This is a genomic window from Corallincola holothuriorum, from assembly GCF_003336225.1.
GTDB lineage: Bacteria > Pseudomonadota > Gammaproteobacteria > Enterobacterales > Neiellaceae > Corallincola > Corallincola holothuriorum.
In genome coordinates this window covers 209,055-234,056 of sequence record NZ_QPID01000004.1, presented here as the reverse complement: position 1 = coordinate 234,056, position 25,002 = coordinate 209,055, and the positions used below count along the sequence as shown (strand labels likewise).

Annotated in this window: 23 protein-coding genes; 9 read left to right on the top strand and 14 right to left on the bottom strand. The window is 48.7% G+C overall.

Annotated elements, in window-relative coordinates:
- Nucleotides 1-5 precede the first annotated feature (5 nt).
- The 4 genes from trpB to DU002_RS08665 all read left to right on the top strand — a co-directional run bounded on the left by trpB (nucleotide 6) and on the right by DU002_RS08665 (nucleotide 3,031).
- Nucleotides 6-1,199: a tryptophan synthase subunit beta gene (trpB, locus tag DU002_RS08680; RefSeq protein WP_114337977.1), complete on the top strand. Its 1,194-nt coding sequence runs from the start codon at nucleotides 6-8 to the stop codon at nucleotides 1,197-1,199.
- The gene (gene trpA, locus DU002_RS08675; protein ID WP_114337976.1) at nucleotides 1,196-2,005 is read left to right on the top strand and encodes a tryptophan synthase subunit alpha; all 810 of its coding nucleotides are present in this window, start codon (nucleotides 1,196-1,198) and stop codon (nucleotides 2,003-2,005) included. The genes trpB and trpA overlap by 4 nt, the downstream gene beginning before the upstream one ends.
- A gap of 166 nt (nucleotides 2,006-2,171) precedes the next feature.
- The gene (locus tag DU002_RS08670; RefSeq protein WP_114337975.1) at nucleotides 2,172-2,732 is read left to right on the top strand and encodes a septation protein A; all 561 of its coding nucleotides are present in this window, start codon (nucleotides 2,172-2,174) and stop codon (nucleotides 2,730-2,732) included.
- Complete coding sequence (locus DU002_RS08665) at nucleotides 2,732-3,031, top strand: YciI family protein (protein WP_114337974.1); 300 nt, start codon at nucleotides 2,732-2,734, stop codon at nucleotides 3,029-3,031. Before DU002_RS08670 ends, DU002_RS08665 begins: the two co-directional genes overlap by 1 nt.
- 61 nt (nucleotides 3,032-3,092) lie before the next feature.
- On the opposite strand, the gene DU002_RS08660 is transcribed toward DU002_RS08665, so the two are convergent.
- The 3 genes from DU002_RS08660 to DU002_RS08650 all read right to left on the bottom strand — a co-directional run bounded on the left by DU002_RS08660 (nucleotide 3,093) and on the right by DU002_RS08650 (nucleotide 5,145).
- On the bottom strand, nucleotides 3,093-3,620 hold the full coding sequence (locus DU002_RS08660) for an HAD family hydrolase (protein ID WP_158538007.1): 528 nt from the start codon (nucleotides 3,618-3,620) through the stop codon (nucleotides 3,093-3,095).
- An 80-nt stretch (nucleotides 3,621-3,700) separates the two neighbouring features.
- Complete coding sequence (gene ppnP, locus DU002_RS08655; protein ID WP_114337972.1) at nucleotides 3,701-4,018, bottom strand: pyrimidine/purine nucleoside phosphorylase; 318 nt, start codon at nucleotides 4,016-4,018, stop codon at nucleotides 3,701-3,703.
- A gap of 170 nt (nucleotides 4,019-4,188) precedes the next feature.
- Entirely contained in the window at nucleotides 4,189-5,145 is a 957-nt protein-coding gene (locus tag DU002_RS08650; RefSeq protein WP_114337971.1) for a YbgA family protein, read from the bottom strand.
- A 380-nt stretch (nucleotides 5,146-5,525) separates the two neighbouring features.
- On the opposite strand from DU002_RS08650, the gene DU002_RS08645 reads away from it, so the two are divergent.
- A complete protein-coding gene (locus DU002_RS08645; protein ID WP_114337970.1) occupies nucleotides 5,526-7,688 on the top strand; it encodes a substrate-binding domain-containing protein in 2,163 nt (720 codons plus the stop codon).
- Between the two features lies 1 nt (nucleotide 7,689).
- Here DU002_RS08645 and DU002_RS08640 read toward each other — a convergent pair whose 3' ends face one another.
- Both DU002_RS08640 and DU002_RS08635 read right to left on the bottom strand, forming a co-directional pair.
- A complete protein-coding gene (locus DU002_RS08640) occupies nucleotides 7,690-8,385 on the bottom strand; it encodes a class GN sortase (protein WP_114337969.1) in 696 nt (231 codons plus the stop codon).
- Nucleotides 8,385-10,772 (bottom strand): marine proteobacterial sortase target protein, encoded by a 2,388-nt coding sequence (locus DU002_RS08635; protein ID WP_114337968.1) that lies wholly within the window; start codon nucleotides 10,770-10,772, stop codon nucleotides 8,385-8,387. Before DU002_RS08635 ends, DU002_RS08640 begins: the two co-directional genes overlap by 1 nt.
- Before the next feature lie 169 nt (nucleotides 10,773-10,941).
- Here DU002_RS08635 and pdsR point away from each other — a divergent pair, with 169 nt between their 5' ends.
- The 3 genes from pdsR (at nucleotide 10,942) to DU002_RS08620 (ending at nucleotide 15,827) form a co-directional block, all read left to right on the top strand.
- A complete protein-coding gene (gene pdsR, locus DU002_RS08630) occupies nucleotides 10,942-11,637 on the top strand; it encodes a proteobacterial dedicated sortase system response regulator (protein WP_114337967.1) in 696 nt (231 codons plus the stop codon).
- Entirely contained in the window at nucleotides 11,634-13,757 is a 2,124-nt protein-coding gene (locus tag DU002_RS08625; protein WP_114337966.1) for an ATP-binding protein, read from the top strand. Before pdsR ends, DU002_RS08625 begins: the two co-directional genes overlap by 4 nt.
- 213 nt (nucleotides 13,758-13,970) lie before the next feature.
- Nucleotides 13,971-15,827, top strand: coding sequence for a GGDEF domain-containing protein (locus DU002_RS08620; protein ID WP_114337965.1), 1,857 nt, complete (start codon nucleotides 13,971-13,973; stop codon nucleotides 15,825-15,827).
- Between the two features lie 99 nt (nucleotides 15,828-15,926).
- On the opposite strand, the gene DU002_RS08615 is transcribed toward DU002_RS08620, so the two are convergent.
- From DU002_RS08615 to DU002_RS08590, 6 genes are all read right to left on the bottom strand, one after another.
- A complete protein-coding gene (locus DU002_RS08615; protein WP_114337964.1) occupies nucleotides 15,927-16,466 on the bottom strand; it encodes a PEP-CTERM sorting domain-containing protein in 540 nt (179 codons plus the stop codon).
- 176 nt (nucleotides 16,467-16,642) lie between these two features.
- Entirely contained in the window at nucleotides 16,643-18,850 is a 2,208-nt protein-coding gene (yccS, locus tag DU002_RS08610; protein WP_199405202.1) for a YccS family putative transporter, read from the bottom strand.
- Between the two features lie 121 nt (nucleotides 18,851-18,971).
- Nucleotides 18,972-19,409: a VanZ family protein gene (locus DU002_RS08605; protein ID WP_114337963.1), complete on the bottom strand. Its 438-nt coding sequence runs from the start codon at nucleotides 19,407-19,409 to the stop codon at nucleotides 18,972-18,974.
- Nucleotides 19,409-20,053, bottom strand: coding sequence for a metal-dependent hydrolase (locus DU002_RS08600; protein ID WP_114337962.1), 645 nt, complete (start codon nucleotides 20,051-20,053; stop codon nucleotides 19,409-19,411). Before DU002_RS08600 ends, DU002_RS08605 begins: the two co-directional genes overlap by 1 nt.
- Nucleotides 20,054-20,234: 181 nt before the next feature.
- Entirely contained in the window at nucleotides 20,235-20,981 is a 747-nt protein-coding gene (locus tag DU002_RS08595; RefSeq protein ID WP_158538006.1) for an OmpA family protein, read from the bottom strand.
- A gap of 218 nt (nucleotides 20,982-21,199) precedes the next feature.
- Nucleotides 21,200-21,742, bottom strand: coding sequence for a carboxymuconolactone decarboxylase family protein (locus DU002_RS08590; RefSeq protein ID WP_114337960.1), 543 nt, complete (start codon nucleotides 21,740-21,742; stop codon nucleotides 21,200-21,202).
- A 113-nt stretch (nucleotides 21,743-21,855) separates the two neighbouring features.
- Between DU002_RS08590 and DU002_RS08585 the strand changes: the two genes are divergently transcribed.
- Nucleotides 21,856-22,443, top strand: coding sequence for a TetR/AcrR family transcriptional regulator (locus tag DU002_RS08585; protein ID WP_114337959.1), 588 nt, complete (start codon nucleotides 21,856-21,858; stop codon nucleotides 22,441-22,443).
- A gap of 309 nt (nucleotides 22,444-22,752) precedes the next feature.
- Here the strand turns inward: DU002_RS08585 and DU002_RS08575 are convergent, their stop codons facing one another.
- The 3 genes from DU002_RS08575 to DU002_RS08565 all read right to left on the bottom strand — a co-directional run bounded on the left by DU002_RS08575 (nucleotide 22,753) and on the right by DU002_RS08565 (nucleotide 24,971).
- Nucleotides 22,753-23,244, bottom strand: coding sequence for a L,D-transpeptidase family protein (locus DU002_RS08575; protein ID WP_114337957.1), 492 nt, complete (start codon nucleotides 23,242-23,244; stop codon nucleotides 22,753-22,755).
- Nucleotides 23,245-23,364: 120 nt separating this feature from the next.
- Nucleotides 23,365-24,312: a histone deacetylase family protein gene (locus DU002_RS08570; protein ID WP_114337956.1), complete on the bottom strand. Its 948-nt coding sequence runs from the start codon at nucleotides 24,310-24,312 to the stop codon at nucleotides 23,365-23,367.
- A 125-nt stretch (nucleotides 24,313-24,437) separates the two neighbouring features.
- A complete protein-coding gene (locus tag DU002_RS08565) occupies nucleotides 24,438-24,971 on the bottom strand; it encodes a YaeQ family protein (protein WP_114337955.1) in 534 nt (177 codons plus the stop codon).
- Nucleotides 24,972-25,002 lie beyond the last annotated feature (31 nt).

Sequence of the window (25,002 nt, the reverse complement as noted above, 5' to 3'; positions counted from 1 at the left end):
AGAAGATGAGCGAATTAAACCCCTATTTTGGTGATTTTGGCGGCATGTTTGTCCCAGAATTGCTAGTGCCTGCACTGAAGCAGTTTGAGCAGGAATTTATTGCATCACAAAAAGATCCTGCGTTTCAAAAAGAGTTTTCAGATCTATTAAAAGACTACGCAGGCCGTCCAACGCCTTTGACCAAGTGCCGCAACCTGACTGCAGGTACCAAAACTACCCTCTACCTGAAGCGGGAAGATCTGTTGCACGGCGGCGCCCATAAAACCAATCAGGTGTTGGGACAAGCACTGCTCGCCAAGCATATGGGCAAACATGAGATCATAGCCGAAACAGGTGCCGGACAACACGGCGTTGCAACCGCTCTAGCCTGCGCCCTCATGGGCCTTAAATGCCGTATCTATATGGGTGCCAAAGACATTGAACGGCAGGAGCCCAATGTGTTTCGTATGAAGCTGATGGGCGCAGAAGTGATCCCTGTGACATCAGGCGCATCCACCCTCAAGGATGCTTGTAACGAAGCGCTACGCGACTGGGCAGGCAGCTATAAGACTGCCCACTACCTACTCGGCACTGCGGCAGGGCCTCACCCCTTCCCCACTGTTGTACGTGAGTTTCAGCGTATGATCGGCGAAGAGGCAAAGCGCCAAATTCAAGAAAAAGAGGGGCGCCTGCCAGATGCAGTAATCGCCTGTGTTGGCGGCGGATCCAATGCCATCGGCATGTTTGCCGACTTTATCGATGAGAAAGAGGTGGCATTGATAGGCGTTGAACCAGCAGGCAAAGGTATCGACACCGAAGAACACGGTGCACCGCTGGAGCATGGTAAGCCGGGGATATTCTTCGGTATGCGTTCCATTCTGATGCAAGACCAGTTCGGCCAAGTAGAGGAGTCTTACTCCATCTCAGCCGGACTTGATTTCCCCTCTGTTGGCCCGCAGCACGCTCACTTGAAAGCGACGGGACGTGGCACCTACGTTTGGGCATCTGATGACGAGGCTCTTGAAGCGTTTCAGCTATTAGCCCGTCACGAAGGGATTATTCCGGCATTGGAATCAGCCCATGCACTGGCGTACGCATTAAAAATGGCGAAAGAAAACCCAGAGAAAGAGCAACTACTGATCGTGAACCTATCAGGCCGTGGCGACAAGGATATCTTCACCGTCGCTGACATTCTGGCGAAAAAAGGAGATATCTCATGAGCAATCGATATCAACAGCTGTTTGAGCAACTGGCAGCTAAAAACCAAGGCGCATTCGTTCCTTTCGTCACCATAGGTGATCCCGATCGTGAAACAAGCTTGTCGATTATCGACACCTTGATCGCTGCCGGCGCTGACGCCTTAGAATTGGGGATCCCCTTCTCTGATCCGATTGCCGATGGCCCAACGATCCAGGGAGCCACGGTGCGCGCACTCGCTAGCGGCGTTAATCCATTGGTCTGTTTTGAGATGTTGGCCATTATTCGTGAAAAGTACCCGCAGGTACCTATCGGATTATTGGTCTATGCCAACCTCGTGTATACCAATGGCATCGAGCAATTTTATCAGCGCTGCGCCGAAGCAGGCGTTGACTCAGTACTCATTGCAGATGTACCTAGCCACGAGAGCGTCCCGTTCCGTGAAGCGGCGGAAAAATTTGGTATCGACGCAATCTTTATTGCTCCCCCCAATGCTGACGACGACACCTTGGCCAATGTCGCCCGTTACGGTAAAGGCTACACCTACCTACTGTCACGTGCCGGTGTCACTGGCGCAGAAACCAAAGCAGAGATGCCAGTGGCAGCACTGCTAGAGTCACTCAACCGCTTTAATGCGCCTCCTGCACTGCTAGGCTTCGGTATCAGTGAGCCCGCTCAAGTCCAAGAAGCTATCGCTGCAGGTGCTGCTGGTGCAATTTCCGGATCAGCTGTGGTGAAAGTAATTGAAAATAACGTCGATGATACCGATCGACTGCTCGCCGAAATGACGAGCTTTATCTCGGCAATGAAAGCTGCAACCGTTAAATAGTTCGATTGGATCCAGCAGTGAAGCGTAACCGTTACACACAAACGGTTACGCTTAGTTTTGCTAAACATTGCCACCATGCGCCGTTAGCGCCAGACTACATGGTCATCAAACGCCATTTTTGCATTGAACTGAATAACGCTGCTGAGCCAGCAAAGGCCCTATTTGCATGAAACAATTTATCGACTTCCTCCCACTGATCGTCTTTTTTGCTTTTTATAAGCTCAAGGATATCTACTGGGCGACAGGATCATTGATCATTACCACCGGCCTGCAGTTGGCTTATGGCTGGTTTCGCCATCGTAAAGTCGAGAAGATGCATCTGATCACTTTTGTGCTGGTAACCGTATTTGGCGGGCTCACGCTTATTCTCCACGACGATGTCTTCATAAAGTGGAAAGTCACCGTGGTCAATGTACTGTTCTTTGCCGCTCTGTTAATCAGCCAATATCCGTTTAAAAAGCCACTGATTAAGCAGATGCTGGGGAAAGAGTTAGTCTTGCCTGATGCGGTATGGGGAAAGATAAACCTAGGTTGGGCGTTCTTCTTCCTCGGTTGCGGCCTAGCCAATATCTACGTGGCGTTTTATATGTCGCAAGAAGTTTGGGTGAACTTTAAAGTTTTCGGCCTACTCGGTTTAACCTTGTGTGCCACACTCGTCACTGGGATCTACCTATTTAAGCACCTGCCCAAAGAACAACCCGTAGAACAAAATGAAGGAAATGAATAATGTGGTACGTGATTTTTTCACAGGATGTTGATAACAGTCTGCCTTTACGCCAGCAAGCGCGTGCAGCCCACCTCGCCCGCTTGCAAGCATTAAAAGAGCAAGGGCGCTTGTTGGTGGCTGGGCCGATGCCTGCCATCGATAGTGAAGATCCGGGTGAAGCTGGCTTTACTGGCTCAACAGTGATCGCCGAATTCCCTTCCCTTGCCGATGCACAAACCTGGGCAGATGCCGACCCCTATATCGATGCAGGGGTGTACCAGAACGTTATCGTAAAACCGTTTAAGAAAGTGCTTCCTTAACCTTTATCTTGCTCTATCACTCGTTAAGTAAAACGCGGCCATTGTCGCGTTTTCTATTTTTCTAGATAGCTAATAATTGAGCGAGTTCATTCAGGCTTTGGCATTGCTTAACATTAATCATTAGCCGATCTCGCTCCCCTGCCAGCTCAGTCCTATCAACGGCTTGCCCTTGCACGTTTATCCAGACAGCCGCCATCCCCAAACCAGCTGCTGGCAATATATCTTTATCCCAATGATCGCCAATCATCACCACATCACTAGCCGCCAGTCCAAGTTCATTCAGAATAAATTGGTAAAACGCAGGATCAGGCTTACTCAAGCTGGTGTTCTGACGACAAAAGTAGTGATCAATATATTGGTCTAGATCCACCCTTCGAAAGGCTTTGCGAATATCCGCCTCGGTTGATTGTTCAGCACCGGTGGCGATACAGATCTGGAAAGACTGCGACAGTGTCTGCAGCATTTTTTCAGCCCCAGGCATCGCCTTTACTTGCGGCCACTCACACATTTTGCCGGGCACGCCAGGGGTATCTTCCATCAGGGTATCACCCCAATCGAATAGCAGTGTCGTTCGGTTATCAAGCTGCACGTCCATCCCCCTATGTGCAAAATAAAAAACCCGACAAAAAGGACTTTGTCGGGTTTATGGATACAACAAATAAGCGCTGTTTAATCGGCCAAGTAGGAACAGACGTAATCAGCCAACTCTTCCACTTTAACCTTAAACTTCACATTGGCAGGCACATTAAATGATTCACCGCCAACCACTGCACGCCATTCAGTTTCATTAGGAAGTAGTACCTGAAGCTTACCGGCAGTGATTTCCATCAGTTCCGCTTCGGCCGTACCAAACTCATATTCACCTGGCTGCATAATACCCAAAGTTTTGGTCGAACCATCGGCAAATGTGACAGCTCTGCTGGTCACTTGACCATTGAAGTAAACATTGGCTTTAACGGTGACGGCTACATTCTCAAACTTTTCCACTTAACACTCCTAATGCTCTAAATAGTCGAACCTTTAATAATTATTACCGCGCTATAGTGGCATGAATGAGATGGCAAAAACAGCCAACTCAGAATATAAAAAAAAGCAGGCCATAGGCCTGCAAAATAGGGATTTGTCTAACACAAAGGGTTTAGTAAGAAAGCGGTAAACTAGAATACAGTCCTCACAGTCAAATGCTCTGGATAGGGTTGAAAGTAACGCTGCCCCTGAAGATAATCATCGCGATGCTTGCGTAAATAGTGTTTTAGTAGCTCTCGGGGTGTACTCAGCGGCAATAACCCCTCTCGATACCTATGTATCATCTGTGTCAGTTCTGCCTTGTCACCCACTTCCAAAGCCCGTTTGAAATAGCCCTGAATATGCATCAATACATTGGTGTGTTTTTTCCGACTTGCCGGCACAGCCAAGCCCTGCATCAGCTGCACAATATAGTTGTACGCCACCTGCTCCAGATTGGCACTGCTCAAATCAGCCAGCAGCGGGCCAATGGCTCGATAATGTTCTGGCGAATGCGCCATCAGCATCAGCTTGTGCTTAGCGTGGAAGTCGAGCAACGACTTTTTAGTCAAGTTGGCTTCGACATTTCGCTTCCACAAATCTAAGGTAAAAACCCGCGTCAAAAAACTTTCCCGGATTAACACATCGTTCAGCCGTCCAGTCTCTTCACAGGGTAGATACGGGTATTTCTTTAATATCTTCTCAGCAAAAACTCCCACACCATCATGACGCAAGGTGTGCCCATTCGGGTGATACACTTTCACCCGCTCCATGCCGCAGCTAGGTGATTTGGCACAGAAGATGTAACCACGCAAATCAGCCAGTCCTTCGGACAATTTTTCTGAAGCATTGTGCAGCGCATCTGTCACATCAAAACTGCGATCCCGACTGCCGCGAACCTTGAGCCAATCGCCATCCTCGACTAAACGCACCGTCTGTCTAGGCGTTCCCATCCCCGCTGCCATCTCAGGGCAAGCTGGACGATAATCGAAATAGGGGTCAAGATCTCGGACTACAAAACCAGACTGTTTATGACCGCCGTCGAAGCGTACTTTTTGCCCAACGACACAAGCACTGACCCCTACCGGGATTTTTTCTATTTGCTTCATTGTCCCTTCGCCCCTACAAGTTACTCAGCTCAACGTGGTCAACAATTTGTTGCCATATTCACTTTTACGCCAAAGCACGGTTATTGGATCAGATAAAAACGGGTGAGTAATCACATCTGTCGCCGTTAAAATGAAGCTTTGTGTTAACAAGCTCACTAACTACCAGAGAACCACTGGTAAGTTAAAGTGCATTTGGTAACGTTAACTCAGCAAAATAACGGCATAAGCCACTTATAACCGCTCGATATCATCCAGCCGGTCTCACCGGTTCTGCTGATGGCTAGCTCGTAATTTCAGGGGTAACAACTACATTGTTGTTAAGAGATAACGTAGCAAAAAGTCGAAACGGAGTGTTGACTCTGTGATGCGAGAATTGCGACTTGGCTGAATTAAACAAAACTATCACCATGGTTCTTCCAACCATGGTATTCAAAGTAGAACAGGAACTGCTTGCCGGTGCCAGAGACTACCTATGCTCTCATGGCTACGAACTGTTGACCGTTGTCGGTGGTTATCTCCCTGGACCTAACGACGCAAACAATATTCGTAATTGGATCTACGAATTTTTGCCCGACCATACCACTGATGGTGTGATTTTCTATGGTGGTGGCATTGGCTACTCAGCCGGAAATGACGCCACGGAGCAGTTAGTCGGCCAGTTTAAACACCTTCCTGTCATCAATATAGGCAGCGCACTCGACAGCGTCCCATCCGTGTTAGCTGACAACCGGGAAGGGATATGTGATGTGGTCAAACATTTAATTAGCAAACAAGGCTACAACAAATTGGGCTTTCTCCGTGGCCCCGTGGCCAATGAAGAAGCAAACGCTCGTTTTAACGCTTTCTGCGATACGCTGGAAAAGCACAATGTGCCCTTTAATCCCGAGTGGATCCTGCAAGGTGATTTCGTTCGCAGTACCGGAAGAACCATCGCTAAGGGACTAGTGGAGAGCGGAAAACCGCTACCTGAAGTGATGGTGTGTGCCAATGACCTGAGCGCGCACGGTTTCATTGAGGGGCTGACAGATTGCGGATTAGCCGTCCCTACGGATATGGCGGTGACAGGTTTTGACAATTTCGAATACGCTGAAGCGATGGAGCCTGCTCTGACCACGGTCAGCTATCCGGCCTACGCCATGGGTCAAGCGGCCGCCAAAGGCTTGCTAGCGAAGATATCGGGCAAGCAGTTAGACGACACCAAAGATATTCCTAGCAAAGCAATTGTTCGCGAAAGCTGCGGTGCCAAAATCGCGCACCACAAAGTTAAAGAATCCATATACCTCAAGCAGCGGCGGGCGCAGATCTTGGTCAGGGACATGCATGCGCAGCGCCTCACCTTCGATCAGCAACTATATCAACATACCAATCTGAAACTGCTTTTTGACCAAGCAGCACAAAACCTAGACTCAGCAGGTATTCACCAGCTCTATCTCTGTTTATTTGATGACGATGATAGCAGTGAAGCCAAGCTGCAGCACCAAGTGGTTGATGGCGAAGTCATCCCGCTGGCTGAGCATCAAAAATCTATCGTCACTGATCAACTTCTCCCCGAGCATATCGGCCAAAGATGGCGAACACCCAGTCGCAACGACACCATCTGGTTAGTTCACCCACTTGCTTTTGAACACATGGTGTTTGGCTATCTGGTTGCCGAAGTGAATGTTTTGGTTTGCGAGTTCGGCGAAGCCCTAGGGATCCAGTTATCCCAGGCGATCAATCGGCAAAAGATGCTATTCGAATCGATTGAGCGACAACATGAGCTGGAGTGCTCACTCGAAGCACTAAAAAATGCCCACCTGAAATTAGATAAAGCAGAAAAGGTAGCGAGTTTAGGCCGTCTGGTCGCTGGTATTGGTCATGAACTAAATACACCGTTAGGGGCAGGTATCACCATGGCCTCTATGTTAGTGGAAGAGACGCAATCACTCACCAACCAACTGCTACAAGCACAATTATCGAAAAAGCGCCTAAATCAATCGCTCACTCGCGCACATGACGCTGCAGAAAGCATTTTACGCAGCTTAGAGCGAGCTTCCAGCCTGGTGGATATTTTTAAATCCAACTCGTTTGAAAAAGAGGATAGTCGCTGGCAATCACTGACCATTTGGGAGGTCATTCAATCGAGTTATTTCCGGATCAAGGATGATTTAGAACTGGAGCTGGAACTCGATGTTCAATGCGACAAAGCACTGATATTAGAGTGCGATGTAGACGCGTTATCCTCGGCACTGATCCACCTGTTATATAACAGTGCACATCACGCCTATCCGGGCCATAAGCATGGAAAGGTGAACATATCTGTTAGTCATACAGACAAGAATCTGGTGATTAAGTATCAGGACTTTGGCTTAGGCATGGATAAAGCGGCGCTCCCCAGAGTCTTTGAACCCTTCTATACCACGCAGCGCAGTACTGGCCACACTGGCTTAGGCCTCTATCTGGTGTACAATTTGGTGAGTTTGCGACTCCATGGCGTCATCACCGTCAGCAGCAGAAAGCAAGGGGGCACTCAATTTACCATTGAAGTGCCCACCCGCAAGTGAGCTACATTTTAACGGCTCTACTTTGCAACCACTGATGCAACGGATGATCTTCGCGCGAGTCGTTAACAAAGCTGCGATCCAGGCTATCTAACACTCCTGCCACCGCCAGCGGCTCTACATACTCTAACCTTCTAGCTGTCACCAGATAGCGTAATTGCGGATCACTTACCTGGACACCAAATGGATAGCAGGTCACCAAAGCTAGCTCAGAAGGTGCCACGACCAATTGATTATTTCCCTGCCCAAGATCTAATACCCCCACCCCACTCACCTCAAATTCCAGCAAACGCTCTCCATGTAACTGAACCCGCACACGATCTCCGGGACGCAAGCGTTGCAAGTAATCAAAGTGGGTATCTTTATGTCCAGCAATCATCATCCCCTGTTCAAGCTGAGTGTTCACGGCCATTCCCGGCCCGAATGCCAGAGATTCGCCATCCAGTCCCGCCATCACAAACTGCTCGATACCCAGTTGTGGGATCTGTAATCTGGCCATAGGCCAAGTATCAGCCCATGGCCAGGGACGTTTTGAAATATCATCATCAGATTTAGCCTCTGGTTCATCCCACGCACTGGCGATAAGCCACTGAGCTAACTGCGCCTTAGCTTTGATCCAAACAGCATCGCTGACCATCAGTAGCCCAGCCAATGCGATGCAACACACCCCGAGTTTAAAGCTCTTAGTCAATATGCTCATCAGATAGCCTCCAGGTTATCTGAGCGCTCCTGCTGCTGGTTCAAACGCATCAACACAAATAGTGAACAGAGAAAAACCAGTAGACCAATCCACAATTTAAAATCGGCGCCGGTGGCGGTTTTAGGCACGGCAAAACTCTGCGCTGCCTGCCCCTGTGGTTGTACATTTGGAACAGGCGCCTTAGTCAACAGCTGATCCATGGGCCTTACGGGCGTTTTCTCAACAGCAATAAAGCTGGTATAGGAGGACACTAATTGATGAGTGAGCGCGACAGATAGCACCTGCTCGCGTATCTCATCTTTGTCTGCTCCTGCGACTTTCTCATCCATCAAAGCTTCTATTTTGGAACGCGCCCATAGGGTCGATACACCGTCGCTGCCGCCCTTGCGTGCCAAATTTAACTCTCTGCGCCAAGGGGCTTTCGCGGTATGACCAGAAATTACTAGTTGCCCATCTAACTTGTTCGCTTTGAAACTGATAAGTAACGGCTCGTTCAGATAGAGAGTTGGAATACGGCGAGGATAAACATCGGCATCAATACCCTGTTGCCACTGCAGTTGAATACCGTCGGCAACCGGTGAGGATAAACGTTTGAACAGCGATGACATTGGTCCCTGTACCTGCTGAACATTACTGATATAGGTGTAACTGCCACGACCGAATTCGGCGGCCTTACGCATAAAAAAACTATTGGGCGCGGCACCAATACCTACGGTAAATAACCGGCTATGACTAAGGTTTTGGTGAATATGTTGGAACAGTGCCTGCTCATTGCCTACTGAGCCGTCAGTAATAAACACCACCTGACGAACGGCATTCCTACCCTGTTCATCTCCCTGACTTTGATTATTCAATGCGGCTTGCAGCGCAGACATCATCTCGGTACCACCACCAGCATCCAAGCGCTGCACATACTGACGAGCATGTTGCAATGCCGCATCATTCGCTGGCATCGCTTGTGGGAACAGCATACTGGTACTGGAGTTAAATTGGATAAGGTTAAAGCTGTCCTGTGGCCGCAACCAGGTCAGTGCTGTCATTAAGCTCTGTTTCGCTTGCCTGATCGGCTCACCCGCCATGGAACCGGAAGTATCGATAACAAAAATCATCTCTTTCGCCATCGCCTGCCCACTCTGAGGGCCTCCTTGGCCGTCGGCAGACTTCACATTAGCGGGAGGCATCAACATCAATAGCCCGTAGCTATCACCATCCACCTCTTGGGTAAACAAGGCTGCTTTCGGCTCACTGCCGAGTTTTGGTTGCCAACGCAGTAAGAAGTCACGATCCATGCTGACTTGTGGCGATGTCAGACCCACACGATATTGCCCCTCGCGCTCACTGACTATTAACTGGTGGGAATCACTAGTCAAAGCAGCAAGCGGCATGCCGGGATCAATATTTGCTCGGATCTGGATCGGATTAAGCAGCTTCTCCTGCTGTTCTTGGCGGGAAAACATATAAGGAGATATCTGCACAGCATCAGGCACCTGCGTCGTCGGCAACGCCCAACTAAAATCACCACTCAGATCTACACTGGCGTTGGTCTCCTCCGCCGGGATATCAGCCAAAGGCACCCCAGGGGAGTATCGGGGGGTAATGGTCATAGGAAAACGCAACTGAAACTCACCATCACGATAATCGAGCTGCTGCAAAAAGCTGATAGTGACAACCACCTCTTCACCCGGGGCAATGTTCGTCACCTTGTTGCTAAACATATTAGGTCGCCTTTGCACCAATAAACTGGCGCGTTTGCCACTTTTACGCGCCTGCTCAAAGAGTTGTTTAGCTTGCTGCTTCTCTTTTATCTCACCTTCAATAATGCGATCCCCTACCTGCATAGTCATCCGGTTCACTGCAGAGTTCTCAGGCAAGGGCAATAGATAGATCCCCTCCAGCCAATCGTCAGTGGTATTTTTAAAGCGCTGCTTTAACGTCGCCTTGACTATCATGCCGCTGACATCCAGATCCAGTTCCGAACTCAACATCACCGCTTGGGTAAATCTTCCCGGTTGCTGCAACATCAGCTGCGGTGCCTTGATATCATCTTCATTCAAACGGGGCGCTGACACTACGGGCAAGCTATCGCCACTGCCTGCCGAGGCCCCGGCTTGGCCATCCATATCTCCTTCAATTGATATCGCCGACTGCCCAACAGGTGTCGACGTGCGCCCTGCCATCGATGCTGCTTCGGCGCGGCCAAGCGTCAACAGCAACACCACGGCGGCCCCCGCAAGGACAACAAATCCCAGAACTCGCTTCGCTGTCTTGTAAGGTGTAGAAACCACCTCGCGATGGAACAACTGACCACTGACTTGAGGGTGGCGCCGTTTTAAAGGCAATGGCCGATCAAGAATGACCTGATGGGGGGGAAGGTTTGACCTCAGCATCTGCGTACTCCGTAATTTGATCCTGATGCTATTTAGGCAGTAATAAGGGGCAGTTCCCGGCAGTTCTGGTGGCAAACTAGTGAAACATTATGACGAATTGTGGCAACCTCTTGGGTTCACACGGAATTCTGGTTTAATAGAGCCAATCAACAAGCATGGGAGTCGTTGCATGGGTCGCCAAATCGCTATCGTAGAAGATGAAATTGCGATAGCAGAAAACTATCGGGATGCGCTGGAACGCATGGGCTATCAAGTCAAAATATATAGCGACCGACTGTCAGCATTAGACGCCTTTCGTCAACGTCTACCAGATCTCGCGATCATCGATGTGGGACTAGGAGAAGAGGTGGAAGGCGGCTTTGATCTTTGCCGTGATCTGCGCAGCTTGGCACCCGCACTCCCCATTGTCTTTCTCACTGCCCGCGACAGCGAGCTGGACGTGATCTCCGGCCTGCGTTTAGGTGCTGATGACTACCTGACCAAAGATATCAGCTTGCCGCATATGCTCGCTCGTATCGTTGCCCTGTTTCGCCGCATCGATGCCTTACAGAAGCCGACTCAACCCGACGCTCAATTAGTTCGTGGCGATCTAAATATCGACAGCGAACGGATGACCGTATTGTGGCAAACCCAAATGATCGACCTGACGCTGACCGAGTTCTGGATCACCCATGCATTGGCAAAGCATCCCGGCCATGTTCGCAATCGTCAGCAGCTAATGGATGCCGCTAATGTGGTACTCGATAACAATACCATCACCTCCCATATCAAACGGATCCGCAAGAAATTCCAGCAGATTGACCCCTCCTTTGATGCCATAGAAACCGCATATGGCATGGGCTACCGCTGGCGCACGGCGTCATGAAGTTAAAACGCCAATTGCTGGTGGCCAGTCTGTTTATGTTGGCCCTCCCGTGGGCAGGCTGCCAATACGTGAAAGAGACCGAGTCCGCATTGAGAGCCGGCCAGCTGCAGGCATTAGAAGCCACAGGTCAGGCCGTGGTGGCACTATTAGCGCAACAAGACTGGCAATTAGATACGCCAACCTATCAACACGAAAGCACAGTTTTAGAGAGCGACGCTGATCCCGTTAAGAAACAAACTGACCATCCTTCCCTGTTTGCACCTGAACGACCTTGGCGGATCATCATGGATGGCTACCCTGACGAATGGCAGAGCATGCCCGTCAGACGCCTGCAACATGATGATTTTGCCGCCAATCTGAGACTATTTACCCGCAAAGATCGTCTTTATATGCTGTTAGAAGTTGAAGATCGTCAACGGCTGTATTTTGATCCTACCCGCGGTACAGCAAATAACGGTGATCACCTGGTGATCCGCAACGGTCATGGCCGTGACTATCTGCTCGCAGCCAGCGCTCCCGGCGAGATGATTGCGCGCTACCAACAAGGCAACCGCACTCGCTACCAAAGAGAGATTGCCGGATATTGGTTAGATACCAGCAAAGGTTACAATATCGAGCTATCTATGCCGCTATCACTCGTCAACGGCAGATTAGGGCTCTATTTGGTAAATGCATCACCATTAGCATCAGCGCAACAGCATCTAAGTCATTATGAGTTCAGCGCTCAGTCACTCCCGCCACGACTGATCACCACAAACATTAGACTAACCCAGGCATTAGAGCTATTTACCCACGCAGGATTAGAGATGCGTGTTGTTGATAACCAAGGATGGCAACGGGCGACAGCTGGAGAAATCGATCTCAGTGGCTATCAGGCGAGTGGTTCTGCGCCAAGCCACGGCGCACTGCGGGCACTGTATCGAGCCATACTACAACGCCCTCCAATGCCACCAAAGAACGAATCATCCCTATTTGGCCAATGGCAAACCAGTGATCTCTCTCAAGCCCAAGATGGCCATATAACCAAAGGCTGGTATCAACAGTCCAGCCAACAAGATCGCAGTCTGCTGAGCGTCGCGCTGCCAATCCCCTCACCAAAAGGAGTGACCGCGGGCGTCCTGGTATTAGAGCAAAGCAGCGAAAGCTATCTATCGCTGACAGATCGAGCGTTCGGGCGGCTCTTCTTAGCTAGCAGTCTAGCGCTGCTCATCGGTGCCAGCGGCCTGTTTGGCTATGCCAGTTGGCTCAGCTGGCGAATTAGAAAGCTCAATCAAGCCACCCAGCAGGTTTTCGACAGCAATGGTCAATTCAACGGCGACTCGAAAACGCGGGGCTTCCAGATCAGTCGTGCCAACGATGAGATCGGTGATCTCAGCCGCAGTTATGGCGAACTGTTAGAGCGCGTCCAGCAATACACTGACTATTTACAAACCTTATCGAGAAAACTTTCCCATGAGTTAAGAACACCATTGGCGGTAGTGCACTCCTCGTTGGACAACCTGACACTGCAAGCCGATGAACGGGCGACAAAGAGCACAGATGAAAGCGATCGTCAGATGTACCAACTGCGCGCTAAACAGGGCGCTAACCGGCTTAGCCACTTATTAACGGCAATGAGTGAAGCCAGCCGTTTAGAAGAAAGCATTAGCCACGGTGACGCTGAGATGGAAAAATTAGATCTGGCGATCATGTTCACAGAGTTAACAGCAGCATATAACGATATTTATCAGAACCATAAGATCAATCTGCAAACAGATACCCCCCCCTTAGTGGCACTGATATCCCCCGAGCTTATCGTCCAGATGATGGATAAGATCGTCGACAATGCGGTCGGCTTTGCACCGATAGAGAGTGAGATACTCATTACGCTTCAACGCACTGAAAAATCAATTCTTATCTGCGTCGAGAACAAAGGGCCTCTGCTACCCAAAAAGATGCAACATCAGTTATTCGACAATATGGTGAGCATGCGAGACAAAAAAGCCGCAGACGACAGCACTCACTTAGGTTTAGGCTTACATATTGTTCGGCTGATAGTGGAACATCATCAGGGTAAAGCAAATGCGGAGAACTTGTCTGATAACAGCGGCGTCAGATTTACTATCTCTTTGCCCCACTGACCTACACTGAAGCATTGGCATAGCCGAAAGTTAATGCGCGACTTATCTGATTGTCTGTTCTCTGCGGAACAGACAATCAGCACAGAAAGTGTAAAATACAGCATGAAAATAGTGGACGATAAGCGGAACGCAATGGATAAAGTTTGATCTCCCGCGACGTTTCCGTACAACCCAAATCTATTTGCATCATGTAGGCCAACATTAGGTTCACCCATGCTTCGATACCTGCTCACCATGCTAACGCTACTGATTGCCGTGGTCAGCAGTGCGACCTACGCAACGGATGCAAAACCAGATATTGAGCAGCTGAAACTGCTTGTCGAAACCGATCCGCAATTAGCGATACAACAAGCTGACGCCTATCTGGCACGGCCTTTAGATGACGAAACTCGTCTACAAGTGCTGGCCAAACAGTGCATTGCCTTCATGGTAATGAGTAATTACGACCGTGTGACAGCTATCTACCAAAGCGCTGAACTGGATATCCAAAAGCCTGGTAACGAAAGCTATCACGTACAGATCGAAAGCTGCTACGCACGATCATTAGAAAGACGAGGAAAGATCGAGCAGGCGCTATCTATCTACAACAAACTCATATCGATTGCCGAACAACACGATTTAAAGCTGCAAAGTGCGTGGGTTTACTCCTCCCGAGGGCAACTTTTCAGTTATCAGGGGAAATACGCAAAAAGTATTGAAGATGTCGCCCGCGCCTTTGAGCTGTTTGAACAAAGTGGCGAAGACGATAAGCACTTTCGCCTGCAACTGATGAACGCCATGGGTAACACCTATGGCTATATGAAGCAATACGATCGAGCGCTGCAATACTACCATCTGGTTGATGAAGAACTGAGCCAGCAAGGTGACATCATTGGGCAGTCCATCGCCGTTTATAATATTGCCAACACCCTCGTCAACATGGATCGCTTAGAGCAAGCGCTGACATTCGCCAACAAAGCTCGTGCCTTGTCAGTTAAAGGAGATGACAAGCTCGGCGTCGCTTACGCAGATATGCAGATCGCCAAAATTGAATCTAAGCAAGGGGACTTTGAAGCCGCCCTGCAAGCCGCGACGTCAGCACATGAGGTGTTTCTTGAATATGACGATACAGAAGGGATCGCAAAGTCCTTATTAAATAAAGCGCAATACCTTCACGGCATGGAGAGAACAAAAGAGGCGATCCCTTTCGCCCAACAAGCCGCAGAGATCTATACACGGAACAATACCCTATCAGGACAAGAGGTCAGTTATGAATTACTGGCTGAACTAGCCTACAACGAGCAAGCCTACCGCGACGCCTACTTACATTTGAAAAAGCGTTTCGAACTAAACGAAATGATTTTTGATAAAGATCTGAACCGTGAAGTCGCCGCCATGGAAGCCAAATTTAACGCACAGATCCAAGTTCAACAGAACCAACTGCTTCAAGCTCAAAATGAAGTTAAAGAAGCGAAGTTGGAGCAAGCAGCCGCCCATAGAGAGCAGTTCAGATTACTTATCCTCGCCCTGCTTATTATCGCTACTATTTTAACCTGGCAGCTCGTCATTAACCGTCGAGCAAGAAAGCTGCAAGCTCTGGCAGCACGCACAGATGAATTAACTGGCATTGCCAATCGCCGGCATATTCTGGAGTTACTTCAGCAGGAATGGGAGCGTGCTGTACGCTACCATGAAACATTCACTGTCGTACTGCTCGACGTCGATCACTTCAAAGCCATCAATGACAAATATGGTCATAGCATGGGCGACAAAGTCCTTAAAGCCATAGCCAGTCAACTGATTGCCAGCGCCCGAGTTGTTGATCATGTCGCTCGCTATGGAGGAGAAGAGTTTATTATCCTTTTGCCGAAAGTCGATAAGCGGCAAGCTCAAGGATTAGTAGAAAGGGTCAGGCACGCTATCGAGTCTATTCATATCGAACTATTAAATGAAACCATTACCGCATCCTTAGGTTATGCGGATTTTGATGGGAAAGAATCACTGGAAAGTCTGTTAAGCAATGCCGACAAAGCGATGTATATCGCCAAAGCTAAGGGACGTAACCAGTCTGTCGCCTCCAGCACAGATTAAAACGACAGTCAGCGCTAAGGATCATCGAATTGCCGCGCCAAAAGAAATAGACAAAAAAAGCCCTGCGAATGCGCAGGGCTTTTTTTTTGCAAGAACTAACTATGACTTGCTGCGTCTCGCAAAACCAAGACCGCCAAGGGCTAAACCAAGAATAGCAAGGGTCGCTGGCGCTGGCACAGCAACAGCTGACTCAACTTCAACATAGGCACCGCCGCCGCCAAAAGGTGATGCCGCCGCGAAGATCTCAATAGCATAACTACCGGCTTCCAAAAGCATACTACCTGCACTGTAATAGCCACTGGCAAACAGAGCATCAGGATCAACAAGCTCGGAGCCTTGACCAGGCAATGATGTAGTGAATGCTAAAGCGGAATCAACATAAACATCGAACATATCGCCGATATTGAAGCCATCAGTCACTTTCAACCAAGCTGCATCAGTTAGCGTCAATTCAATGATGTTACCAACAGTACCAACACCCTGATTTTGACAGCCTTCATAGGCTGAACTGCCCACATCACCGAAACAGAAGCCGTACCAACCCGCGTCTGGCGTGATCACACTAGCAACGCTAGAGCCTGAGAAAAAAATGGCAGCCGCGGCCAATCCTGCTTTTGCATATCTTTTCAGCATATTCATATTTCAGTCCTTTCCTTTGCCTATCAAAACAACGCTTTTGGCTAACATTGAGCCAAACAATAACCGTGTTAGTTAAAGGCAAAAAACAGACCAAAAATAAAAAATTGATATAAATCAAATTTTTAAACTTAACAATAAAACATAACCATGACTGACATGTAAAAAAATCAGTCAGTTTAAGAAACGTTAACCTCAGCCGTATCTACCGTTGGGGTACGCTGATCACACCCTGCAATCTCCATCGCCAGCTGGGTCATCTCATCCAGCATTCGATGGATCATAAATAACTGCTGTAACACCATGCTGGTGACATCATCGCCACTATCTCGTAACCGTCCTAATCTAAGCTCCAGACCACTTTCCACCTCTTGGATAGGCAGTTGGACCGTATGACTTAAAATCTGGCTGACAATCTCGAGACGGTCATAAATAGAATCATGAGCCTGATTTACCAGCAGATGTACTTGGTGATCACCCAAACGATTACGGTGCGCGCCCAACGCCGAAATATAGCCGAGCAAGGCATGATTTAGTACCAACATGCGAAAGCTCTCGTTCTCCGCTTTACGGAAACGTCCCGGCTCTTTCAACATACTGCTAATAGCTGCCGACAACTCGGAATCACGGTTATGCGCTGCACGGCGGGCGCTACGATAAGCAAGGTTGTCCCGTTTGCCGATCCGATATTGCGCGATCACCTGACTAAGATAACCACGGTTGGCATCCACTGCCGCTGCCATTTTTCCAAGCAGGTGCCTCGACTGCCAATCAGGCAGAATATAGCGAACCGCCAACGCTGCGATCAGACAGCCCACCAAAGTGTCTCCCAGACGCGGCAATATGACCGCAAAGCCCTCTCCCAACTGGCTGAAACAGAGTAATACCAACAGGGTTATACAGGTGGTCGCCACACCATAATGCAGGGTTCGAGTCGCAAAGAAAGCAACACCAAATATCAACATCAATACCAGCTGCCCCTCTTGTCCAGGAAACAAGTAAAGCAAGGGGACACCGATCAGCAAGCCAGCCACGGTGCCGGCCATTCGCTCACTCACCCGCTTACGGGTGGCACTGAAGTTCGGGTGGCAAACAAACAGCACGGTTAGCAAGATCCAGTAACCGCGCTCTAAACCTAACCCCTGAACTATGCCATAGCCCAGTGTGAGCGCCAGCGACAAGCGTACCGCATGACGAAACACCTGCGCTTTTGGCGTCATCGCGCCCCACAACCGACGCCACATCTCACCGAGAGTGTGTGCTTCATAATCCTTGAGGCTAATATCGTTATCAGTCTCAACATCAGGGTTGTTCGAGTTGGCTAACTGATGTTCAATCGTCGACAGGTTTCTTAATAAGAACTTTAATGATGCCAGCTGAACGCGCCATTCTGGGTTCATCTGACTGCGCAGGTAATTAAGTGATTGCTTGGCATCATCGAGTGCTTGTGTCACTTCAACATCATGTTCGTAACGCTTACGATTCAGGATCGCCTTCGCCAACTTACGGCACGCACCTGCTTGGCGATTTATTAACAGTTGAAAGCGAAACAAAATATCGGAATGCCGAAACGTCTCACCAAGTTCATCGTAGCGATAATGAGAAGACGCCGCCCGTTCATGAATATCTTGAGCAACAAAATAGAGTTTGAGAAAACGGTAAGCTGCTTGCCCTGATCTCCCCTGCCTCACCCGATTAAGCAAGTTATCCTTGGTCTGGTTAAGCTCGGTCACCAGCTCACTATTAAAGCGCGCTAAATCCAACCGTCGTTGATGGGAAGAGAAACCGCTGACAGGTTCAAACAGCCGAGCTTTCAACTGCAAGTACACTCTCAGCTTACGATAGACACGTGCCAACCCCTGCTGCACCGATTGGTTAGGCCATAACGCATGCCAAATTAAAGACAGTCCTCGGTGCCAACCTGCGGCCAACAATAACAATACTGGTTGGCTAAGCAGATCCTGCGTAAGGTGCGCTCCCAGCATGGTATAGACCGCCAGCAACAGTGACGCAAAACCGATACTGGCATAGCGCCCACCAATCGCCCCCAACATAATAAAACCAAAACTGGAGATGCAGAGCCCTGCTGCGAACAACCAGGGCCGATCAAATAAGTACTCGATAGAAAACGACGCCAGAGCAAAGCAGAACAGCATCATGGTGGTCTGACGTAACTTGCCTCCAAAGCTATCTTCGGTTTCCGACAACGCGGCAGCGATCACCCCAAGCACCATGGGCGTCACCGCATCCATCGCCTGAAAATACCAACAAGGGATGACGACCCCAAGCAAGGAGATCAGTGTGCGCAGGCTGTAATTAAAGCGCTCATTAGCCCACCAGGTGTGCCATGTCTGCGAAATGCTGTTAATAATGGAGGTCCTCAGCAAAAGGCCATCAGGGGCGGCGATAATAATCGCCTACCGGGCGCTATTCTTTGATTTCAGAAAAGGTACGAATAACTATAGGTTTTAACGGCCTTTTTGTACTAAAGATTCTCCGATTTTAAGACTACTCCCTATTCAACTTTGTCGAGTTGACATCTTTTCCACAGCGAAACTTATTTGCCACATAGAGATTCAACAACGAGAAACAGCTGATCCCCGCCATATCCGCCAGCCAATCATAAAGATCCAGGTTTCGATGAGATAAAAAGTGTTGGCTTAACTCCTCCAAGGTCACTAAAACAACGATGACAGCAGATGCCCAAAGGCATCGCATGTTGGCAAGGGTAAACATCGCGTTTTTTGTTGCCATATTCGCCAGCAAAGTAAGCATACCAAACAAGCCAAAATGCCCCACTTTATCTCCGTATGGGAAGCTTCGAACCAGAGTGAAAAACAGGCTATGGCCGCCAGTATTCGCCAAATAGATGATCCAGCAGATGAAACAGAGAAACGACACAAACAGCAGCTTGTTGATGACCAATGAATTCACCCTAAATCGCATTAGCGATCCCCCCCCTGCTCAGTAGGCAAAGGAACCAGAGCGTTGCGATGAGCGCGTTGCTGGTGCCGTTCAGCTGCCGCCTGAAAGGCGCTCAATCTGGACAATAAAAAACAGCCCAACGCGATAGCTGTAATGGCAACCTCTAACAAAAACGTCCAATGAAACAAAAAATTAAACCACCAAACGCGATAATTAGCAGGAATAGTTACCAGAGAAAAACCCATATCACTCATCGGCGCCAACCAGCGGATATCCCCCGCCACGCTGTCCAATATTAAGTGCATAAATCCGCAAAGGGCAAAAATGCCAAGCACCCTTGCAAATGGTGTAGAAGAGTATCGACACCACAAACCACAAAGGCACAAGGCAGCGCCCCAAAACAAAGGGTAATGTGTCCAATAAGCATGGTGATGCACACTGCCATTATCGACTAAATAGAACCAAACAAGATCAAGGTCTGGAGCGATAGCGCCAATTAATGCTGCCGCGAAAAACAATCGGCGCCAAGACGAGTAACTCAGCAGCTTATCAGCGCGTTCACCACTGTTGGAACACACAGTGCTATCAAGTCGGCGTTTCACTTCTGCTTTGCTGATAAAAAACTTGGCCAACAGATATCCGGCCGGTAGATGTGCAATAAACATGGATCCATCCCTTAACGTTAACCGTGTTAAAAACGCGTTGTTCTTGCCGATGAAATAAAAAAGCGGAAGCAGTGTTGCTTCCGCAAAAGTGGCCAACAGTTGGGAGGCTGTTGGCCACCGGCAACCAAAAAAGATTGGCTGCCTGCTCCACCAGAAAGGCGACTGCGGGGGGAACTGGGGGCTACTTGCGGTAGTTCATTTTTGCCACGCTAACATTGTCACCCTTGGTCAACTCAATGCTTACCATGCGCTCTAAAGCATAAGCGTCATAGTCGCCTTTGGTTGCCGATGACAGTGTCGCACCGTGACTTTGACTGGTGATGCGTTCTGGCGCTACACCTGCGTCATACAGTTGTTGAGCAACAGCATCAATACGTGCTTGAGAAAGCTGCAAGTTATAGTCTGCATTACCACGGGGATCGGCATAGCCATCAAGTCGGATCTGCATCTCAGGGTTACGAGTCAGGTATTGCGCTAGCAGCGACAAGCGATTCTTAGCGGAGTCAGTCAAATCACTTTTATTGGTCTTAAACAGCATCGTCAGTTGTAACTGATCAAGCATCTGCTGCGCGTATTGTGCTGTCAGTGTTTCGCTTTGTGCCAAGTTAGCTTGTAACGCAACCAACTGCTGACGCTGCTGTGCGAGGAGAGATTCTGTTTGGCTTAACTGCGCTTGTGCGGTTTCTAGATCATTACTCAACACCACGGCATTATCGGCCTCTTCGATGTTGTAGTTAACCCAGGCACCCGCCAACAGGCCCGCAAACGCACCAATAGGACCGCCAGCGGCAAGACCCGTCACTGTGGTGGTAAATATAGTGCCCGCTTGTTTAGCTTCGGTGTACTGTGGTTCAGCGTCTTGTGCCATGGCTGTTGCAGAAGTTAAAGCAGCAGTCAGGGCAGCGGCGATCAAAGTAGTGTTTTTCATGATAATGGCTCCATAAATTTGCATCAGTTGTGTAAGTGCTTTCGATGCTTATTTAACGCCGTCAAAAAGGCAGAGCCGGGGTAACAAAAAGGCAATGTGCGGAACAATTATGATGAAATATGGCAAACAGATTTTTAGCCAGAGAGAAACTAAGACTTGTCTCGGTAAAGCTGAGTCGTCACAGGAAGGCTATCCAGCAGCCTTCCTGTGCCGGCACGCTACCAAGCAAATTTTTCAAACACTTTATCAACGGGAGTTTTTGCCAAATGATTGGTGTAATTGCTAATCACCTTCTGCGATAAGCCCAATACAATTTCAAGCAGTTGACGTTGACCATAGCCTGCAGCAAAAAACGCTGTCATCTCTTCTTCAGATAGATGGCCACGGTTACGCACCACACTCAGTGTCGTATCATGTAACACCTGTAGTTTCGCCGTTGGCATCGCATCACGGTTACGCAGTGCTTCCGTCAATGCAGGGTCGACTTTCATCCCATGTGCAATCCCGGTGTGCGCAGGCACACAGTAGGTACACCCGTGCTCTACATTGATGGTTTGCCAGACTACCGTCAGCTCTTCAGCATCAAACGACGAATTCGCAAACAGCTCATGCAGTTGCTGATATGCCTGTAACAGGCCTGGCGCTTCGGCCAATACACCATGGAGGTTAGGCACCATACCAAACGCTTTAAGTGATTTATCCAACAAAGGCTTACTGGCTTCTGGCGCTGACTCGATATCGTGAATCTTAAAATGACTCATATTGCTGCTCCAATTCGGGGGGTGACGTTGACTTATTGGAGGTCACTATAGCTAGCTTTGAACGGTCGTTCAAGATAAAATTGAACGTATGTTCTAATTAAAGACTAGACGCTATGGCAAAAACCATTAAATACGACAGAGCAGCCGTGGTAGAAAAAGCCACCAACCTTTATTGGGAAAAAGGCTTCCACGCAACATCAATGCGTAATCTGCAGGATGTCATTGATATGCGCCCTGGCAGTATTTATGCCTGCTTCGGCAGCAAAGAAGGGTTGTTTAAAGAAGCGCTACAGCATTACGCTGCGATGAGCTTGCAGCAACTGCAAGCATGTAAATCCGCCCCCTCACCTATTAACGCGCTGAAAGCGTTCATTAAAATAGCCGTGATTGAAAGCCAGCAAGTCGCACCCAGTGGCATGTGTATGCTAGCAAAAACCATCGCCGAACTGACTGATGCCAACGCAGATCTGCTGGCAGAAGCAAAGCGTTTACTGCGTGATGTAGAAGCCGAGTTCGCAGAAGTGATAAAAGCGGCGAAGGCACACAATGAGATCAGTGAGTCTGCAGATCCCGAACAGTTGGCGCGCTATATTCAGATCCAGTTGATGGGATTACGCACCTATGTGCGGGCGAACGATAGCAGTATTCCGATGGCTGAGCTGATCGACGAGATGTTTGCCAACGCTCCTTTTAACGCCTAAATCAGCTTTCGTAGCTTTCAAAATAAAGAGCTGATTAACAGTAGCAGCACGCATATTAGCGCCACCAGATAGCAGGCCCAAACCTTATTCTCGGCGATATGCAAAAGAACCATGTGATACTTTTCAGTTATGGAACGGTTGCGGCTAAACAAGATTTTCACTAATTCAACGCTAAAATCCTTAACTCCCTCATTGACCTTGGGATCCGTCTTTAAAACCATATTACGCACCACCCTTGAAGTCGTAGAACTTATTCAACGCCTGTTATTTGAAACTAAAGCCACCCTATTTCCCGATAAGAAAACACTATCAAGGAAGGCGCTCCCATGAAATATCAATGACTGTACCGACGGGTACCAGCGTTAGAAATTCATCCATTTCATCATTCGTTATCGCAATGCAGCCATTGGTCCAATTAAAACGTTGCGACAGCAAAGATAACCAGCCGAGTCGATTCCGCTGGCCATGAACCATGATCAAACCGCCCGGTGACACGCCCCTCTCCTTGGCCGTCTGTTTATCCAGCTCATTTGGGTAGCTAACATGCATGGCGCGATAAAAAGAGGAGTCTTCTTTGATGTAATCCAACTGGTAGCGACCTTCGGGAGTGCGTTCATCACCCTCTTGTTGTTTGTGCCCTTTTGGGTTGGCTCCGAGAGCCACATCAAACTCCCTGATGAGCCGAGAGCCATCAAACAGATACATTTTTCGCTCAGATTTCACAACCTGAACCAAGTCAACCTCGGCCAAAGCCGAAAAAGATATTGTGGTAAGCAGAAGAAAAGATAACACGAGTTTCATCAGATTAACTATCAGCGGAAGAGTTATCAGGAGCATACCCCCGATAACTTATAAGCAAAACCCCCGAAGTTTTGCCCAGTTAGCAAATCACAACCACTTAAGCTGAAAATGCCCGAAGCACTACAACTCAAACTGATTAATTACCGATTGAGCGATTAGCTTATAGCTGTCCGCACTATAACCGCCACTGGTCACCATCACTGTAGACTTTGACGCCTTTTGGCAAATATCGAGAACAAAAGCGTCACGCTCAAGAATACCGTCAAACGATACCGACAATTGACCTAATTTATCGCCAGCCAAAATGTCGGTACCAGCGTTGTAATAGATCAGATCAAAAGGTCCGAAGCGTTCAATAAATATTGCTAAGTGCTCTTTGAGCTGAGACAGATATTCCGCATCCGCGGTCTTGGAGGCGAGTTTTACTGGATAGTCGATTCGACCCTCTGCATATCTATCTCTTGGATAGATATCACTGTTATACATATCAAAAAATCGAACACGCTCATCCTCATAAAAAGCACGTTCAAAGCCATTACCTTGATGAGCGTCGAGATCAACTATTGCAATTCGGCTTTCAGCATGGAGCAAGCTTTGCTTAGTCATTAAATTGACCGCGACCGGTATATCCGAAAAAGCACAGAAGCCTTCTCCTTTGCTCTTGGACGCGTGATGAAAGCCACCAGCGAGAGAAACGGCAAAACCATTATCTAAAGCTAACTCCGTCGCCAAAATAGTCGCCTGAGTGGCATATCGCATTGGTTTTACGATCCCGTCCATCACCCAACTGGATGGCAACCACCTGACAATAGGGATCTCCACCACTTGTGCGATATAACGCTTGTCAGCAACCAAAGATAGATAGAAATCCGTATGGAAAGTACCTAAGGATGTGTCGGTAACCGGTGACGTCACCAAGTGAGAGAAGCCATCCAATTTCTCCCCTAATATACTAGTGATCTGCTCCCAAGCTTTGGAAAACTTGCGTCCGTCAAACGGATGCAGCTTCTCTAATCCACCGAGTGAGATATCTAGTTGATCACTATAAACAATATGAGGAGTCGCCATACCGACTACGCCTTATTAACTTCCTTGTTGATAGCGAAAGTGAGAGATTGTTGCACGATCACTAATTGAAACAACGGCAAAAAAAAAGAACAATTTTCAGCTAATTTAGTAGCAGCAAGTTCAGCCTACTGATGCTGCTCCGGCTCAATCATGGCGCTGTTTTCATTGGTGCTCATCCACACTTGGCCATCATCAATGCTGCACTGTAATTGCATGCTACGTTGCAGCAGTTCGCCCAGCGCCTGACTGGCCTCTTCAGGTAGGTAATGTACTTCGAGGTTTTTCAGCATCCCCAGCTTGTTTTTGTTTTCTGGCCACCACACCGAAAAAGCACTGCCGTAGGCATACAGAATCACTTTCTTAGCGCGGCGGCAGGCCTTTTTCAGCCGCTTTTCGTCAGGCAGCCCCAGTTCAATCCACAACTCGATCTCATCCGAAAGGCTTTTTAGCCACAGTTCAGGCTCATCGTCCACGCAAAGACCACGGGTAAACTGCAGTTCGTCACTGGCATTCAGCGCAAACGCCAGCAATCGCACCATGGTTCTTCGGGCGGTTTCTGACGGATGCTGCGCTATGGTGAGTGGGTAGTTTTGGTAATGGTGACGACCCATATCCGCCACCTCTAGGTTGGCTTTGTAGATCGTGGCTTTTAGTGCCATGGAGACTCCGGCATGAACGACTTGGCTGGGG

Coding starts and splice junctions, on each gene's coding strand:
- trpB (WP_114337977.1), top strand. CDS start 6: ATGAGCGAATTAAACCCCTATTTTGGTGATTTTGGCGGCATGTTTGTC.
- trpA (WP_114337976.1), top strand. CDS start 1,196: ATGAGCAATCGATATCAACAGCTGTTTGAGCAACTGGCAGCTAAAAAC.
- DU002_RS08670 (WP_114337975.1), top strand. CDS start 2,172: ATGAAACAATTTATCGACTTCCTCCCACTGATCGTCTTTTTTGCTTTT.
- DU002_RS08665 (WP_114337974.1), top strand. CDS start 2,732: ATGTGGTACGTGATTTTTTCACAGGATGTTGATAACAGTCTGCCTTTA.
- DU002_RS08650 (WP_114337971.1), bottom strand. CDS start 5,145: ATGAAGCAAATAGAAAAAATCCCGGTAGGGGTCAGTGCTTGTGTCGTT.
- DU002_RS08640 (WP_114337969.1), bottom strand. CDS start 8,385: ATGAGCATATTGACTAAGAGCTTTAAACTCGGGGTGTGTTGCATCGCA.
- DU002_RS08635 (WP_114337968.1), bottom strand. CDS start 10,772: ATGCTGAGGTCAAACCTTCCCCCCCATCAGGTCATTCTTGATCGGCCA.
- pdsR (WP_114337967.1), top strand. CDS start 10,942: ATGGGTCGCCAAATCGCTATCGTAGAAGATGAAATTGCGATAGCAGAA.
- DU002_RS08625 (WP_114337966.1), top strand. CDS start 11,634: ATGAAGTTAAAACGCCAATTGCTGGTGGCCAGTCTGTTTATGTTGGCC.
- DU002_RS08620 (WP_114337965.1), top strand. CDS start 13,971: ATGCTTCGATACCTGCTCACCATGCTAACGCTACTGATTGCCGTGGTC.
- DU002_RS08615 (WP_114337964.1), bottom strand. CDS start 16,466: ATGAATATGCTGAAAAGATATGCAAAAGCAGGATTGGCCGCGGCTGCC.
- DU002_RS08605 (WP_114337963.1), bottom strand. CDS start 19,409: ATGCGATTTAGGGTGAATTCATTGGTCATCAACAAGCTGCTGTTTGTG.
- DU002_RS08600 (WP_114337962.1), bottom strand. CDS start 20,053: ATGTTTATTGCACATCTACCGGCCGGATATCTGTTGGCCAAGTTTTTT.
- DU002_RS08595 (WP_158538006.1), bottom strand. CDS start 20,981: ATGAAAAACACTACTTTGATCGCCGCTGCCCTGACTGCTGCTTTAACT.
- DU002_RS08590 (WP_114337960.1), bottom strand. CDS start 21,742: ATGAGTCATTTTAAGATTCACGATATCGAGTCAGCGCCAGAAGCCAGT.
- DU002_RS08585 (WP_114337959.1), top strand. CDS start 21,856: ATGGCAAAAACCATTAAATACGACAGAGCAGCCGTGGTAGAAAAAGCC.
- DU002_RS08575 (WP_114337957.1), bottom strand. CDS start 23,244: ATGAAACTCGTGTTATCTTTTCTTCTGCTTACCACAATATCTTTTTCG.
- DU002_RS08570 (WP_114337956.1), bottom strand. CDS start 24,312: ATGGCGACTCCTCATATTGTTTATAGTGATCAACTAGATATCTCACTC.
- DU002_RS08565 (WP_114337955.1), bottom strand. CDS start 24,971: ATGGCACTAAAAGCCACGATCTACAAAGCCAACCTAGAGGTGGCGGAT.